We start from the raw sequence: 17,012 nt of genomic DNA, 5'->3' as shown, positions 1-17,012 counted from the left end.
AGCCCGGTGCCCCGGTCCACTGCAGACCGGACCTGTCAGCCGGTCCCGATACGGTGGTACCGATCACCAGGGCACCGGCAACGCAAGGGGGACCGTCGTGAAGCCCACCATGGCCGCCGCGCAGCTCCGCGCCAGTCTGACGCAGTACCTCACGACGACGTACGCCCTCGCCGACGAGACCACCCGAGGTGCCCTCGAACGCTTCCTCGGGCACCCGGAGACCGGCATCTTCCGCGGGCCCTACCTGCGAATCCGGACACCGTTCCATGTCGCCGACGACGGCTGGCGGCGCGACCTGGAGTGGTCGGCGGGATTCCCCGGGTTCGCTCCGTGGCGGCACCAGGCGAAGGCGTGGGCCCGGCTGTCCACGCTGCATGGACCCGCCCGGCCGACCCTGGTGACCACCGGCACCGGCTCCGGCAAGACCGAGTCCTTCCTGATCCCCGTACTGGACCACTGCCGGCGCCAGAAGGCTGAGGGCGTGCGCGGGATCAAGGCAGTACTGCTCTACCCCATGAACGCGCTCGCCACCGACCAGGCGGGACGTATCGCCGATTACCTGGCGCGTCCGGAGCTGGCGCAGGTCACGGCGGGTCTGTACATCGGCGACCGGCCCGACACCGACTTCCGCCGGGTGATGACACGGCGCGAGGAGATGCGGCTGACGCCCCCCGATGTGCTGATCACCAACTACAAGATGCTCGACCTGCTGCTCCAGCGCGGCGAGGACCGGGCTCTGTGGGAGGGCGCCGAGCCCGCGTACGTCGTACTGGACGAGTTCCACACGTACGACGGCGCACAGGGCACCGACGTGGCGATGCTGCTGCGCAGGCTCGCCGCCGCCACCGGCGCGGCCCGGCCGGGCCGGCCCCTGGGGTCGATCTGCCCGGTGGCGACCTCGGCGACCCTCGGCGAGGGAGCGCCCGGGAAGGAGGCCGGGGGCATCCTCGACGTGGCGGCCAGGGTGTTCGGCATGCCGTTCGCGGCGGACGCGGTCATCGGCGAGGAGCGGATGACCGCCGAGGAGTTCACCGGCGCCGTCGACTACGAGCTACCGGAGCCGCCGACCCCGCAGGAGGTCGTCGCGGTGTCCGGCGGACCGGACGTCGAGGCCCGGCCCGACCTGCTGGACCTGAACGCGCTCGCCACCCTGCTGCTGGGCCGGTCCGGCCTGGACGCCTTCCGCGTCGGACGGCTGCTGAAGCGGCACGACTTCACCCTCGGCGTCCTGTCGCTGCTCGACGGCGAACCGCTGGACGAGTGGACGCTGCGGGACCGGCTGGGCCGGTTCGGCTACTCCTGGGGCCGCACCGCGCGCGAGAACCCCCGGCTGGCGCTCCAGGCGCTGTCCCGGTTCGTGGCGCTGCTGTCCGCCGCCCGCGACCCGGACTCCGACGAGCGCAGGCCCCGGCCGCTGCTGCACATCGAGGCGCACTTGTGGGTGCGGCCCGTGACACGCGTGCTGCGCGGCGTGGGACCGACCCCCGAGTTCCGCTGGTACGAGGACGACCGGACCGCGGCGCGCCGGGCCGCGCTCAACGCCGCGCCGCCCGGCGAGGACGACTCGGAGGCCTCCTCGGGGAGCATGCCGTCGTACTCGTCCAGCCGCCGCCCGGAGCCCCTCCCGGGCTCCGACACAGCGCCGCGCCCCGCGCAAGTGCACCTTCCGGCCGTGTACTGCCGCAACTGCGGGCGCTCCGGATGGGCGGCCCTGTCCCCCGAGGCCGACCCGCAGCAGCTCGTGACCGCGCAGGACCGCATCTGGCGGGCCGGCGTCGGCCGGGACAAGCGGCGGCTGCGCTACTTCATCGCCGCCACCCCCGGCGAGCGACGGCGGACACTCGACGCGCTGACCGGCGCCCGGCCCTCGGACGGCGGCGTGGACCCGCTGTCCGTCGTCGTCCTGGACGGCGGACGGGGCACCTACCGGCTGCCCACCACCGCGGACGACGGGGAGTTGGTCGACGCCTGGTTCGCGCTGGCCCTGCTCGACCGGAAGAGCGCCGACAAGGCCGCGAAGGACGACCGATGCCCGGCCTGCCAGACCGACAACAGCATCCGCTTCCTCGGTACCGCCCAGGCGGCCCTCGCCTCGGCCACGGTCACCCAGCTGTTCACCGGCGGCGACATCGCGCTCGTCCCGGAGGAACGCAAGACGCTGCTGTTCAACGACTCCACCCAGGACGCCGCGCACCGGGCGGGATACGTCGCGAACGCCTCGTACAAGTTCTCACTGCGCTCGCTGCTCGCGCACAACCTGGACGAATCAGGGGCACCGACCGCGCTCAACGACCTGATCGGCTTCGTCCTGGAGTCGGTGGACGACCCCGAGGCGCTGGCCGCCGTGGTGCCTCCCGACCTCCACGACGAGCCGGGGGTCGACCGGCTGCTGTCCGGCCGGGGCACGGGCGACGCGCGGACCTGGCGGCTGATCGGCGAGCGTCTGGCCTTCGCGACGGTCATGGAGTTCGGGCTGCGCAGCCGCATGGGCCGCACCCTGGAACTGACCCGGACCGCGGCGGCCGAGGTGATGCTGGCCGACCCCGACGGCGTCACCGACCTGGCCCGGGACGTGCACCTGGCGCTGCCCGGCCAGCTGCTGGCCGTGGGCGGGCTGCCCACCCCCGAACGCTACCTCGCCTATGTCCGGGGCCTGCTGGAACGGCTGCGGCTGCGCGGCGCGGTGCGGCACCACTGGCTCGACACCTGGATCAGGGAAGCCGGCACCAACCGCTATCTCATCTCCGGTCGCAGGCCCGACGGTATGCCCGCCTTCCCCGAGGGCGTCGCTCCGCCACGGTTCCTGCTCGACGGGCAGAAGGACGGATCCGAGTTCGACGCGGTCACCGGAAGGCTGGGCTGGTACCAGGACTGGACCCGCAGATGCCTGGACCTGGACGCCGCCGGGGCGACCGAGTACCTGCGCAGACTGCTGCCCCACCTCGCGGACGCGGGCGTCCTGTCGGCGCGGACCACCCGCGACCGGCAGACCCGGGTGTACGGGATCCAGCCAGGTCACATCCAGGTCCGTCTGCTCGACGACGCCGTCGTCAACAAGGCCTTCGTTGCCTGCGAGGACTGCGGCTGGCAGCAGGTCGTCGTCCCCGAGCGGCGCACCCGCTGGTACGGCCATCCCTGCCCCCGCTACCGGTGCAAGGGACGGCTCACCGCGCCCCAAGGCGACATGTCCTACGCCGGAGCAGAAGGCATCCGCCCCGACAGGCCCGTGCGGGAGCGGGACTACCGGCGGGACTACTACCGTCGCCTCTACCTGACGGGCGGCACGTTCCGCGTGGTGACGGCCGAGCACACCGGCATGCTCACCCGCCCCGAACGCGAGCGCGTGGAGCGCGCCTTCAAGGCGGGCACGCACTACACCGACCCCAACGTCCTGTCGTGCACCCCGACCCTGGAACTCGGCATCGACATCGGCGACCTGTCGGCCGTCCTGCTCGGCTCGCTGCCCGCCGGACCGGCCAACTACGTGCAGCGGGCCGGGCGCGCCGGACGACGCACGGGCAACGCGCTGGTGGTCGCGTTCGGCGGACGCAGGGCGCGCGACCTGTACTACCTGGACGAGCCGCGGGAAATGATCGCCGGGACCATCCTGCCGCCGGGCTGCTATCTCTCGGCCGTGGAGATCCTGCGCCGCCAGTACACAGCCCGGCTGCTGGACCTGGCGGCTCGCGGGGAACTGCGGACCTCGGACGGCGAGACCCTCGCGCCCGTGCCCCGGCTGTCGTCCGCCCTGTTCGGCGCCAGCGGATGGTGCCAGGATCTCGCGGACGCCGCGCAGACACACGGGGCGCGCCTTGTGGAGGAGTTCCTCGCGTTGTTCCCCGCCGACGGCGGCCAGGACACCGACACGGATGGCGTCTCCGAGCACGCGGCGGACGAACTGCGCGCGTACGCGGCGGATGGAATCGTCCGGGTGCTCCAGGAGGCCGAGGAGGACTGGACCGGCCGGCGCGAGGAGGTGCGCCGCAGAATCGCGGCGATCGACGAGGCGGCCGGGCAGCTGGCCCGCTCCGACGACTCACAGGACCGGGAGCGGCGCGAGCTGCTGGCCGAGCGTCGTGCCGCCGGGGACCTGCTGCGGGAGCTGAGTCAGTCCGCCGCGCACGCCACGCTGGTGGACCTCGGGCTGCTGCCGAACTACAGCCTGACGGACACCACCACCATGCTGGAAGCGACGCTGTACTGGTCGGAGACCCCCGACGAGGAGGACGCGCCGCAGGAGGAGGGAGCCCGGCCGCCCGGTGCCAAGGTGTACCGCAGTGAGACCCGGGACTACGAACGGTCCAGCGCGCTCGCCCTGACCGAACTCGCCCCCGGCAACAGCTTCTACGTCAACGGCTACCGGCACGTGGTGCGCGCCCTCGACATCGGCGGTCCCGACCGGCGTGCCTGGTCGGTGTGGCGGCTCTGTCCCGCCTGCGGTTACGTGCGGACCGAGAACGCCGAGCGTGACACGACGCCGTGCCCGCGCTGCCGTGGCCGGGAGATCGCCGACGCGGGTTGCGTCCAGTACGTCCTGCGCCCCCGGCGCGTGCTGTCCCGCGACAAGCGCGAGGACGCCAGGGTGCGCGACGACCGGGACGAGCGCGACCGCAGGCACTACGCGACCCTCACCACCGTCGACATCGACCCCGGCCGCCTCGTTCCCGGATCCTGGCGGCACGACGAGGCCGTGTTCGGCGTGGACTTCACCCGCCACGCCGTGATCCGGACCCTGAACCTCGGTCTCGACCGCGAGGACGGCAGCAGCACGGTACCCCTCGCCGGGGAGGACGTCCGACTCAACCCGTTCTACGTCTGCACCTCGTGCGGCGGTGCGACCGCGGACGGCAGGCCCGTGGTGGATGTGTCCCAGCATGCGCTGACCGAGTCGGGGGCGACGAGTGTCCCGGCTTCCGCGCACCATCTGCTGTGGTGTCCGCGCCGTCGGGTCCGCGGCGCCGCGGCGGGCACGGCCGGAGTGCAGGGCACGGGCCAGGACGTGCCCCTGCTGCTGGCCCACGAACTGACCACCGAGGCCGTCCGCATCCTGCTGCCCGCCTCGGTGGCCCGCGTCAAGGAGCGCCTCGCGTCGTTCACCGCCGCTCTGTTCGCGGGGATCGCGGCCCGCTACGGCGGCGATCCCGACCACATCGACATCGCCGAGGCCACCATGCCGGACGACGCGGGCGACCCGGATGCCGACTGGCCCCGGCGGTTCCTGGTCGTGTACGACCGGCTGCCCGGCGGCACGGGGTACCTGCACCGGCTGGCCTCCTCGGACGGCTTCCGGGAGGTGCTGCTCAGGGCTCGCGACGTCATCGAGCACTGCGCGTGCCGGGAGAAGGGCCTGGACGGCTGTCACCAGTGCCTGCTGCGCCGGGTGCCGGCCTCCGACTACGACAAGGTCAGCCGCAACGAGGTCCGGCAGATGCTGGACGAGCTGCTCGGTGCCAACGGAGAACGCTGGCGCACCTCACGGGTGACGACCACCCAGGACATCCCGCTCCAGCGGCAGGCAGAGAGCGACCTTGAGATCCTGTTCGTGGAGACGCTGCGGGACTGGGCGAAGCTGCCGGAGTCGAAGGCCACGGCGGACGCCTACACCACCTCGGCCGGCACCTACGCCCTGGACCTCAGGCTCACGGCACCGGATGGGTCCACCGTGAGCTGGCGTGTCTCCCAGCAGCGTGCGCTGGAGGACACCCGGCCCGACATACTCCTGGAGCGGCTGGACTCCCCCGGTCCCCGCGTCGCCCTGTACCTCGACGGCTACGCGTACCACGCCACCCGTGAACACGACCGGCTCGCGGACGACGCCAGGAAGCGCACCAGGCTCCGCGCCGAGGGGCTGCGGGTGTTCCAACTCACCTACCACGACGTGATCGCATGGCGGCGCCGGATCAACGACCCCGGATACACCGGAACCGACACGGACACCGCCGTCTGGACGCCCTACGGCAACGCCGGACAGCAACGCGCCCGCGACTACTACGACCGGGTGGGCCGCGGGCTGCCCGGCGAGCTGGCCGAGGCGATGTGGGTCAACCCGGCGCGGACACTCCTGGCCTACCTGCGCTCGCCCGATCCCGAATGCTGGCGGCGGCGGGCCGAGGCGGTGGCAGCAGGCATGAGCGGGGCGGACGGGACCCGCGGTGCCGCCCTCAGCGGTGCCGAGGCCGCGACCGGCATCAGGGAGGCGCTGCGCGGGGGCCCGCCCGCCGGGACCACGGGGCCGGTGCGGATGCTGTACGGCTCCGATGCGTCGGGCTGCCGTCTGGTGCTGGCCGCCGACGGCAGGCGGACACCACCCGTGTGGACTGGTCTGGCCGTCCTCGACGACGGGGTCGCGGCCATGGAGGAGGGGCCGGCGCACAAGCGGCGCTGGCGCGCCTGGCTCTGGTGGAGCAATGTGCTGCAGTTCCTGGAACACGGCGGCGGTGACAGCGCGCAGCTGACGTCGGGCATGGTCGACGGCTTCCGTCCCGAGGTCCTCACCGTGACCGGCGGAGAGGGCTGGCTGACGTCCATGCGTGTCCCGGTCGACCGGGCCGAGCAGGAGCCCTCCGTCGTGGAAGTGGCCGCCGTGTCGGCCGTCCCCGCCGTACCGGCCGTCCCCGCCGTCATCGGGGACGAGAAGACGTCCGCACGCGAGCTGGAGGTGGCCGAGCAGCCCGGCGGCACCGGGCCCGCATTGGATCCCCGCTGGGACCGGGTCATCGAGTTGCTGGACCCGGAGGAGCCGGAACTCACCGCCCTCGCGCACACGCTGGCGTCGGCGGCGGCGCCGGTCCCCCGAGACGGCTACGAACTGGACGGTCAGGGCTGGCAGGCTGAACTCGCCTGGCCGGACGTCAGGATCGGCGTGGTCAGGGCCCCCCGCCCGACCGGCGACGAGCCGGACTACGAGGCCGAGGACCAGAAGCACGCCTTCGCGGCGGCCGGCTGGACGGTCCGTACGGCGGACGAGTGGGACGGCACGGAACTGATCGCCCGGCTCGGCGGCCGGGGCCGGAACGAGAACAGCACCAGCGACGGGGAGCCGAAGCGATGACCACCACCGGCGTCACACTGCGCCTGCTCGACAGGGCCGACAAGGAGATCCTGAAGCTGCCGCGCACGGTCAAGGGCGCCTTCTTCGACTTCCAGCACAAGTTCAGGACCAACCCGCACACCACCGGTCTCAAGCTCCAGCAGCTCAAGGGCGACCACCGGCTCTGGTCGGCACGCGTCAACGACGAGTACCGTGCCCTGCTGCTGCGGCTCGCCGACGACGACTGGCTGATCGTCTCCGTCAAGCACCGCAAGGACGTCTACAACCGGCTCTCGTACGGCGTCAACCAGGTCACCGGCGGCATCGAGTACGTCGATCTGGAGGTCGTGGAGGACAGCGTCCTGGGCAGGCTGCCTGGCGCGACCGCTCAGCCGCAGCCCACTCCCGAACCGCGGCCGTCGGCGCCCCTCCCGGAACTGCTGTTCACCGCCTGGTCCGACCGTCAGCTGACCGAACTCGGTGTCGCGGAACCCCTGTTGCCCGTCATCCGTACGCTCACGACGGAGGACCAGCTGCTCGGGCTCGTCGAGTACGCGCCGCAGCTGACCGGCGAGGTGCTGATCGCGCTGTTCGACGGCGCGTCGTACGAGGACGTACTCGACCAGGTGACCAGGCCGGTGGCCGCCACCGAGCCGGTCGACCCGGACGACCTCGCGGCAGCCGCCGAGCGGCCGGCGACGGTCGTCACCACCACGGACGAGGACCTCCGGGGAGCGCTGGAGAGCGGTGACTTCGGCCGGTGGAAGAGCTTCCTGCACCCCACACAGGCCAAGCTCGTCGAGCGCCGCTACAGCGGTCCTGCCCGAGTCGGAGGCGGGCCCGGGACGGGCAAGACGGTCGTCGCGCTGCACCGGGTGCGCCACCTCGTCCGGCAGCTCTCCCCCGGGCACGACAAGCCCGTCCTCCTCACCACCTTCAACAAGAACCTCGCCGCGGACCTGCGCTCCCGGCTGCTGGAGCTGGGCGGCGACGAACTGCTCAGCCGGGTCGAGGTCAGCCACGTCGACCAGCTGGCGCTGCGCGTCGTCCGCGAGGCCGAACCCGGCAACGGCAAGCAGGCCATCGACGACGGACAGGCCGTACGCGAGTGGCGCGCGCTGCTCGACGAACTGGGCGAGGACACCTGGGACCCGGAGTTCCTGCACGAGGAGTGGACCCAGGTCATCCTCGGTCAGGCCGTCGGCAGCCGCACCGATTACTTCCGGGCCCGGCGGGCCGGGCGGGGCAAGAGCATCGGCCGCGCCGAACGGGCCGAGATCTGGCAGCTCGCCGAACGCTTCACCCAGCGGCTCGACCGGCTCGGACGGCAGACCTGGGACCAGATCGCGGAGCGCGCGGCACGCCTGGAGATGGGCCGCGAGCAACGCATCCAGAACATCGCGCGGCAGCGGGAGGAAGCGGGTGGCCTCGACAACATCCACCTCCAGGACGGCTCCGGGGGCTGGCTGCGCCACCGCTACCGCCACATCGTGGTGGACGAGGCCCAGGACCTGCGCCCCGCCCACTGGAAGATGCTGCGCGCCATGGCCCCCCGTACGTCGGACGACCTGTTCCTGGTGGGCGACACCCACCAGCGCATCTACAAGAACCAGGTGACGCTCGGCAGTCTGGGCGTCAACATCCGCGGCCGATCAGCGAAGCTGACCCTCAGCTACCGCACCACACGGCAGATCCTGCGCTCGGCCCTCGGAGTCCTGGGCGAGACGACCTACGACGATCTCGACGGCGGCACGGATACCCTCGCCGGTTACCGGTCCGTGCTCAACGGCGGGCTCCCCGCCGGGCACGCCTTCCCTGACTGGGACGCCGAGCGGGAGGGCGTGGCCGCTCTGATCACAGGGTGGGACGCGGACACGGACACGGCTGTCCCGCACGAGCAGATCGCGGTGTGCGTCCCGACCAACCAGATGGCGACCGAGATGGGGTACACGCTGAAGCTGCACGGCATCGACGCGGTGGAGATCCGCTCCGACGGACCCAACGGCTCCACCGGCGTGCACATCGGCACGATGTTCCGGTTCAAGGGGCTGGAGTACCAGCGGATGATCATCGCGGGCGTGACCGACGGGCTCGTCCCGCGTGCGGACGTGAGCCGACTGCGTGACGTCGAACCCACGCGCTACCGGCACGAGATCCAGCGGGCCAGGTCTCTGCTCTTCGTGGCCGCGACCCGGGCCCGCGACAGCGTGGACGTCTTCTGGCACGGCAGGCCCAGCCCATTCCTGGACAGCTCGTGGGTGGAGACGGAGCACGGGGGCAGGTGACACCCGGCTCAGGGCGAGTCCCGCCTTGTGCCACCTGCGCTCCGACTACCGCGACGCTGGCGCGGTTGCGTCGCTGTTGAGAGGGCGTACTTCGCAGCACCGTCGACGTGCCGTTCACGGACGGTGGCACCTACACGACCATCCCTCACTTCACTGCGGAGTATCACGCAGCAAACCAGGTTCTCGTGGAACACGTCGCCGCACTCACCCAGAGCACGGGCGGCACGCCCGGGTAGGTCGCCCTCGCCTAACTCCTCGCCCATCACCCACAGCGCGCGGGCCATTGTGGGTTCAAGCTGATCAGCGAGGAGGCCGGGAAGGCGGACCGGACTGGCCCTAAGGACGCTCATCCCCAGTGTTCCTCCTGATAGCGCAGGAGGTCATCGCCATGGAGTTGCCTGGTGGCGTTGCCGACCCGGACCCAGAAGTCGGTGGCGCCGTTGCCGCCCTTGGCGGGCTTGGCGAACACCGGCCTACCTGCTGCGGCAACGCTGATCTGACAGACGACGTTGCCAGAAATTTCGGGGAAGTGTACGCGGACGGTGGTCGCTGTCGGGGTCGACAGGCTGCTGTCGAGGAGTTGGCGTACGAAGAGCTCGTACCCGTCGACGCTGGCCTGCGACTCCAGAGTGGCGAGGTCGTTCTCGATACCGAGGACAGTCCCGTCGTCAGCGACGCCGATATACAGGTTTCCGCCCTCGCCGTTCAGGAAGCCGCAGACGGCCTTGACGATGTTGTGCCGGAGGGACTTGTCGGCCTGCCGGGTGTGCACGTTCCAGCGGGCGCTTGCCTTGAACTCGGTGCCCTGGGACTCGCCGGCGGCGATCATGTCGGCCGGGGTGGTTGGGACGTACGTAGGGCGTTCTCCCGTGAGGGTTTCGAACGCTTCCCGCACGACCTTGGCGATTAGCTGGCGCCGCCGTTCCAGGAAGGTGAAATAGTCGAGCTGCTCCCAGCCGACCGGGAGCGCGTGCCACCGTACCTGCCGCTTGAGCGCCTCCGGGTCCATCGCGTCCGTGATTCTCGGCCAGTAGTCATGTGGTGCGTCGGTGTTGGACTGCTCGTCTGCTGGCCACGTCACGTAGGCCATGTTGGCGATGGCATTGACTTGGCGCCGGTCGGTGATACCCAGTCCGGCGAGTGTCTTGCGGTGGAACAGGTTGTCCCTGTCGACAGCCTTGGCTGGTTTGACTGAGGGGTCCAGCAGATCACGGATTCGTTGGTCGCCGAGGAGCATTTCGGCGTCAAGGATGTTGAGCGCCGCCTGGTAGGCGAACAGCACCGGTGAACGCGACGAGGATGTGTCCAACCGGTTCGGCAGGGAGATGTCCCAATAGTCGCCGGTGAAGTTCGCTGCGATGATCCGGTCGAGTTCCGCGGTGAAGGCTCGGCCGTCGCCTGACGGCAGACTGCCAATGCGTCCCAGGTCGAACTCCATCTGTGACTCCGGTGAGTTGGAGTACCGGCCGGTGGTGTGCGCCATGAAGAACCACCGGCCGATCACGGGACGGAGTTCATCGGCCGTCAGCCCGAAATCGTGGCGTCCGATCAGCCAGATCGTGTAGCTGTACAGCAGGGCGTTGTCGGAGGTGATCATCTTGCGGCTGCGGAAGCCAGCCGCCGTGACGCACTGGAAGAACTCGTGCCAGCTGGTCAGGTCCAGGACCTTCATGTGTGCTTGGGCGAGCCGGTCGAACTGCTCCTGCCGTCGAACGGCAGTGACCTTGCCGGTTTCGAGGTCCTTTCCTCGTAGGACGCTATAGACGTGCTGCAGCCGGGCGCGCCGGAAGGCGACGGCGACGGCTACACGCAGCAGTTGGTCCGGGCTGGGATCCAGAAAGGCGTTCCGAGGACTCGGACCGGGAAGTCCTACGATCACCGCGCTGCGGCTGAAGTCTTCGAGCTGGCGGCGCCCCTTCTCCCAATGCACTGACATCAGGGTGAGGATGAAGTCGGACTGGTTGAGCTTCACGCCTTCGGAGTTGATGCGCACGAAGATGTCGGCGACCTGCTCCTCGTTGGCCGAAGCGCCCAGCTCCACAACCTGGAAGCGAAACTCGTGCAGGTCCCGGACCCTGTCTATGCGTTCTTCGAGCTCATCCTTGGCAGCATCCGACAAAGGCTGTCCGCTGGCCTGTTCGAGCCGTTGAAAGAACTGCCGGACGGTGGGCTTGTAACCGCCTCGGGCCCAGAGCGCGGTGATGTCCGGTATGAAGTGAGCGTCACGCTCGATCGCCGCGTCCGCGACCTCGAACGTCTGGTCCTCCGGGTGGAACGCGATGCGAACGTTGATCTCGTCGAAGGACTTGGTGACGATCTTGCGCCCGGTGAGGACGGCGAACAGGGCAGTGAGCCGCTGCTGCCCGTCAACGACCAACAGCTGGGGTGTTCGATCGCCGGCTTCCGTTCCGATCTGCCGCGTCCCCACCTCAGCGCCGGTCTCCCAGAACATTAGGGTGCCGATCGGGTAACCCCGATACATCGAATCGAAGAGATCGCGGGTCTTCGCCGCGGACCAGACGAACGGGCGCTGAATGTCGGGGAGTCCGATGCGACCGCCTTCGATGTTCTCGATCAAGTGCCGGAGCGTGTAACCAGTGTCTCGATACAAAGTAGGTGGCACAGCCGAGGGCTCCTGACGTTCGAGGGCAGCTGGTCGGCGGAAGCGGTCAGAGCGTGGGAACAGCATCAGGTTTCTACCACGCGGACACGCTGCAGCGCAGGGCCAATGGCACTCGCCACAAGGAGGAATGCACAGCGGCGGCACCCAACTAGCCTCGCCCTTTCACGAGGCGGGCTGTCCGGCTGGTGAAAGCCCGAGGCTAGAACAGCAAACACACTCAACATGCGATGTCATCGGAAACAAGTCCGTTGAGCAGCACCGGATCCGACTCGCCCCTGCCCCATGACACCAGCCCTCTACACATGGGACGCGCCGGACAATACTGCTGAGTGCGCTCGACGCTTCCCATCCCGCCGTCCGCCGCCTTCTGAGCCCCCTTGCACCCCCAAGATGTTCGAAATGACCCGTCTGCCCCTCGGCGGGTTGGACGCGCCGGACAATACGCGACGGCGAATTCGACCCGGATTCGACCCGAAGAGTTTGTTCAAGTGCTAAACATGGCCTCTGACCTGCGGAAACGCGAAGCGGCAGACGAGTCAGGCTGTACGCCGGGTTCTGTGTCCGGAGAGACCTCACGATCCCCCCGGCGACGGCCATCCATCTAGGACCGGTGTTGCCACCGGCCTCGTGCGGTCTACCCGCGGACTCGGGCGGGCAGCCCTCGAACGTCCGCGCAGAGCCGCGCCTCTTTCGAAGCGGTGGCTCCTTTTGACCTTGCTCCGGGTGGGGTTTACCTAGCTGCCCAGGTCACCCTGGGCACTGGTGGTCTCTTACACCACCGTTTCACCCTTACCGAGGAGCGCCCTCTTTCAAGAGCGCAGCCCCGGCGGTCTGTTTTCTGTGGCACTGTCCCGCGGGTCACCCCGGGTGGCCGTTAGCCATCACCCTGCCCTGTGGAGCCCGGACGTTCCTCGGGGAGTTCCCGCTAGGGGCACTCCACGCGGCCGTCCGCCCGGCTCGTCTGCCGTGTCGACCATGCTACCGGGCGGGCGCGGCCCCGCCGACCGACGTCCGGTCCGCCCCCACCCGGCCCCGCCGTCGCCAGCACCGACCCCGCCAGAATCAACGTGAACGCCACCCCGATGCCGACCGTCAGGTCCTCGCCCAGGAACAGCGCCCCCGCCGCCACCGCGACCGCCGGGTTGACGTACGTGATCACTGTCGAGCGGGTCGGGCCGACCTCCTTGATCAGCTCCAGGAAGGCCACGAACGCCACCGCCGTGCAGATCACACCCAGGCCGGCGAGGGAGGTCAGCACCTGAGCCGAGGGCACGGTGGACGGCCAGGTCAGCGCCGCCGCCGGGGCGTACACGACCGCCGCCAACGCCAGGCACGGCGCCGTCAGTTGGAGCGTCGGGACGTCCTTCAGGTAGCGGGCCGCTATCAGCGGTGCCGTCGCGTAGCCGAGCACCGTCAGCAGCACCTCGGCCAGCGAGCGCGCGTCGCCGCCCGTCAGATGCGGGACCGTGAGGACCGTGACCCCGGACAGGCCAAGCGCCAGACCCGCCACCCGCCTGGCGCCCAACCGTTCCGCGTCGCCGAAGAAGCGCGCCATCAGCACGCCCACGATCGGTACGCCCGCGATCAGCAGCCCGGCGGTGGAGCTGGACAGGTGCCGTTCCGCGTCCGTCAGTGTGAACCACGGGCCGATGATCTCTATGCACGCGAAGGCCAGCATCGGGCGCCAGTGCGACCGGACCACACGAGTCAGGCCGCCCTGTCGTAGGGCGAAGGGGAGCAGGAGTACCGCGCCCAGGGCGCAGCGTGTGAAGACGACCATGGACGGGGAGAGCGGGGCGTCCACCGCCACCTTGATCATCAGGTAGGGGATGCCCCACACCACTCCCATCAGGGAGAACAGGAACCAGCCGCGTGCAGTCATACGGCGAGGATGCGCCGCCCCCTCATCGCGCGTCTTGAACGCTGTTGCGGTACGCCGCCGGGGTCACCCCCAGCACCCGCCGGAACCAGCGGGTCAGATGCGCCTGGTCGGCGAAGCCCACCTGGGCCGCGACCTCGGCGGGGCGCCCGCCCGCCTCCAGCAGTCCGCGTGCCCGGGTGACCCGGTACTGGGCGAGCCAGGCGTACGGCGGTATGCCCATCGTCGTACGGAAGGCGCGGAGGAGCTGGTAGCGGGACAGGCCGAAGTCCGTGGCCAGGGCCGAGAGCGACGGCGGGGTCAGCAGGTCGTCGGCCAGGCGGTCCCTCACCGCGTGGGCCACCCAGGCCGCGCCCGGGATCTCGTCCGGTGCCGGGCGGGATGTCGAGTGGCGGCGGGCCAGGGCCGCCAGCAGCCACGGGAGGCGGGACTCGGCCTCCAACGGGTCGGGGCAGAGGCTGAGTTCGGTGTGCGCGAGGCGGAACGCGCGGGCGAGTTCGGCGTCGTCGAGGAGCGGTTCGCGGAAGTGCGGGACGCCGCCGAGGGTGCCGTCGGTCAGCAGTGCCGGGTCGGCGTAGAGGGCACGGTAGGCGTAGCCGTCGGTGGTGTTGGCGGGGCCGCCGGTGTGCATTTCGCCGGGGGCGAGGACGACGATGGAGCCGGGGGCCGTACGGATGTGGCCGCCGCGGTAGTCGATGAGTTCGGAGCCGTCGACGCAGACGCCGATCGTGAACTCCTCGTGGGCGTGCGGGGCGTAGACGTGCCGGTCGAAGCGGGCGGTGAGGAGGTCGAGCGGCGGGCCGCAGTGGCCCAGTCTCGCCCTCGTCCACAGGGCCTGTTCGCGTGCGTTCACCAGTGGGACCCCCTTTCCTCAAGAGTGCAACGCGGCGGGGACGCACGCTATGCCCAGGTCAGCGCCCGCTCCAGGACGTCGAAGGCCGCGTTCATCCGGGCCCGGTGGTCCTCGGCCGTAGCTTCCCCGCGTTCGCCGGCGAGCAGGCGGCGCGCGGTGGTGACGTACACCGATCGGTACGCGGCGACGATCAGGGCCGCGGTCAGGGCGGGGTCGGGGGTGCCGGGGGTGCCGGGGGCGGTCTCGGCGAGGGCGTCGGACAGGGCGTTCTCGATCTCCTCCAGGCCTTCGCGGGCCCGGGCGCGCAGGGCGGGCGAGTCGATCACGACCTGCCAGAAGGCCGGGAAGTTGTCGTTGGGGCCGGCCAACGGGTGGTGCTGGTCGCGGAGTTCGAGTGTGAGGCGGCGCAGCGCGGCGAGCGGGGTCTCGCCCGGGGCGCGGTGGCGTACCGCGCCGCTGAGCACCTCGACCGCCTCGGGGATGCGGTCGAGGAACAGGTCCTCCTTGCGCGGGAAGTAGTTGAAGACGGTCATCGTCGACACCTCGGCGGCGCGTGCGACCTCCGCGACCGACACCCCGTCGAAGCCGCGCGCCTTGAACAGGTCCGTGGCCACGTTCGAGATCCGCTGCCGGGTCGCCCGCTTCTTGCGCTCCCTCAGAGAGAGCTCGCCCTCACCATCGCTCATGAGAATAGTGTAGCGAACATAATTTTTTAGTGACTACACTCTTGGCCATGGACACTGACACGAACACCGAGAAGAACACCGACTACGACGTCGTCGTCTCCGGCGCCGGCCCCGTAGGCCTGCTCCTGGCCGCCGAGCTGACCCTCGGCGGGGCCCGGGTGCTGGTCGTGGAGCGGCTGGCCGAGGTCGACGAGACCATCAAGGCCGGCGGCCTCAACTCCACGACCACCGTGGCCCTTTACCGGCGCGGGCTGCTCCCCGAGCTGACCGGGATACACCAGGAGGCGATGAACCGCTTCAAGGAGTTCACGCGGACGCACGGCGACGGCGACACCGACAGCGGCAACAACCCCGTGCCGCCGCCCAAGTTCGCCGGGCACTTCTCCGGGATCATGCTGCGGGCCGATCTGCTCGACGAGTCGGACCCGGCCTTCGCGGGTCTCGGCCCGGCCGACCGCGTCGGGCTCGTCCCGCAGGCCCCGCTGGAGCGGCTGCTCGGCCGGCACGCCGACGCACTCGGCGTCGAGGTGCGCAGGCAGGTCGAGTTGACCGGCTTCGACACCGACGAGGACGGGGTGACGGTCCGCCTCGCTCCCACGGACGGTTCCGCGCCGTACGCCGTCCGGGCCGGCTGGCTGGTCGGCTGCGACGGTGGCCGCAGTCTCGTGCGCAAGCTCACCGGGATCCAATTCCCGGGCACCGCACCGGAGATCACCGGCTACCAGGCCATCGCCGACATGACCGGCACCGAGCCGCTCAGCGGCGGCTGGAACACCACCGACGTGGGGACGTACGCCTTCGGTCCGTTGCCGGGACGGATCCTGACCGTCGAGTTCGACGGGCCGCCCGAGGACCGCCAATCCCCCGTCACCGTCGATGAGTTGCAGGCGAGTGTGCGCCGGGTGACCGGTGTCGATGTCACCGTGCACAAGGTCCACTCCTCGACCCGGTTCACCGACAACTGTCGTCAGGCGGACACCTATCGGGCGGGCCGGGTGCTGCTCGCGGGCGACGCGGCGCACGTCCACTCGCCGTTCGGCGGGCAGGGGCTCAACCTCGGTGTCGGGGACGCGATGAACCTCGGCTGGAAGCTCGCCCTGGTGGTGAGCGGCAGGGCACCGGTCGAGCTGCTCGACAGCTACACCGCGGAACGGCACCCGATCGGCGCCTGGGTGCTCGACTGGACGCGTGCCCAGATCGCGGTGATGCGCCCCGAGCCGCACTCCCGGGCCCTGCGCTCGGTGGTCACCGACCTCGCGGGGACGGTGGACGGGACGACGTATCTCGTGAAGCGGATCTCCGGCGTCTGGCAGCACTACGACCTCCCCGGCGACCACCCGTTGACCGGCCGCAGCGCCCCCGACCTCGAACTCGCCGACGGCACCCGCCTCGCCGACCACCTCCACCACGGCCGCGCCCTCCTCCTCGACCTCGCCGACGACCCGAAACTCCGGGCCCGCGCGGACGGCTACGAGGGTGTGGTGGACGTCCTCACCGCCTCCTGCCCCGGGCGGCCGGAGCTCGCCGGGCTGCTGGTGCGGCCCGACGGATTCACCGCCTGGGCGGCGGACACGGACGGCGGCGAGGGCGATCCGGCCGACGCGCTGCGGCTGTGGTTCGGCGCGCCGGTCGGTGCTTGACCCTGCCGTAACGTCA

6 protein-coding genes, 1 other RNA gene and 1 pseudogene are annotated in these 17,012 nt (G+C 70.5%); 3 read left to right on the top strand and 5 right to left on the bottom strand.

The features are described 5' to 3' along the window. Window positions 1-97 precede the first annotated feature (97 nt). Together ACWDEW_RS24965 and ACWDEW_RS24960 are read left to right on the top strand one after the other, a co-directional pair. Entirely contained in the window at window positions 98-7,051 is a 6,954-nt protein-coding gene (locus ACWDEW_RS24965; protein WP_450515141.1) for a DEAD/DEAH box helicase, read from the top strand. Continuing rightward, window positions 7,048-9,315 (top strand): UvrD-helicase domain-containing protein, encoded by a 2,268-nt coding sequence (locus tag ACWDEW_RS24960; RefSeq protein ID WP_450515140.1) that lies wholly within the window; start codon window positions 7,048-7,050, stop codon window positions 9,313-9,315. The genes ACWDEW_RS24965 and ACWDEW_RS24960 overlap by 4 nt, the downstream gene beginning before the upstream one ends. 346 nt (window positions 9,316-9,661) lie before the next feature. On the opposite strand, the gene ACWDEW_RS24955 is transcribed toward ACWDEW_RS24960, so the two are convergent. From ACWDEW_RS24955 to ACWDEW_RS24935, 5 genes and pseudogenes are all read right to left on the bottom strand, one after another. Further along, window positions 9,662-11,893, bottom strand: coding sequence for a GmrSD restriction endonuclease domain-containing protein (locus ACWDEW_RS24955; RefSeq protein WP_387688011.1), 2,232 nt, complete (start codon window positions 11,891-11,893; stop codon window positions 9,662-9,664). Between the two features lie 573 nt (window positions 11,894-12,466). Continuing rightward, window positions 12,467-12,898, bottom strand: an RNA gene (rnpB, locus tag ACWDEW_RS24950) — RNase P RNA component class A. Window positions 12,899-13,037: 139 nt separating this feature from the next. Then, window positions 13,038-13,820 (bottom strand): annotated as a pseudogene (locus tag ACWDEW_RS24945) (DMT family transporter); the annotation flags it as partial. Between the two features lie 22 nt (window positions 13,821-13,842). Beyond that, the gene (locus ACWDEW_RS24940; protein ID WP_450515139.1) at window positions 13,843-14,670 is read right to left on the bottom strand and encodes a helix-turn-helix domain-containing protein; all 828 of its coding nucleotides are present in this window, start codon (window positions 14,668-14,670) and stop codon (window positions 13,843-13,845) included. Window positions 14,671-14,717: 47 nt separating this feature from the next. Next, a complete protein-coding gene (locus tag ACWDEW_RS24935; protein ID WP_450515138.1) occupies window positions 14,718-15,356 on the bottom strand; it encodes a TetR/AcrR family transcriptional regulator in 639 nt (212 codons plus the stop codon). Window positions 15,357-15,403: 47 nt separating this feature from the next. Here ACWDEW_RS24935 and ACWDEW_RS24930 point away from each other — a divergent pair, with 47 nt between their 5' ends. Beyond that, window positions 15,404-16,996, top strand: coding sequence for an FAD-dependent monooxygenase (locus ACWDEW_RS24930; protein WP_450515137.1), 1,593 nt, complete (start codon window positions 15,404-15,406; stop codon window positions 16,994-16,996). Window positions 16,997-17,012 lie beyond the last annotated feature (16 nt).

It is taken from the genome of Streptomyces sp. NPDC001100 (genome assembly GCF_053598575.1).
This window is presented reverse-complemented; position numbering and strand designations above follow the sequence as displayed.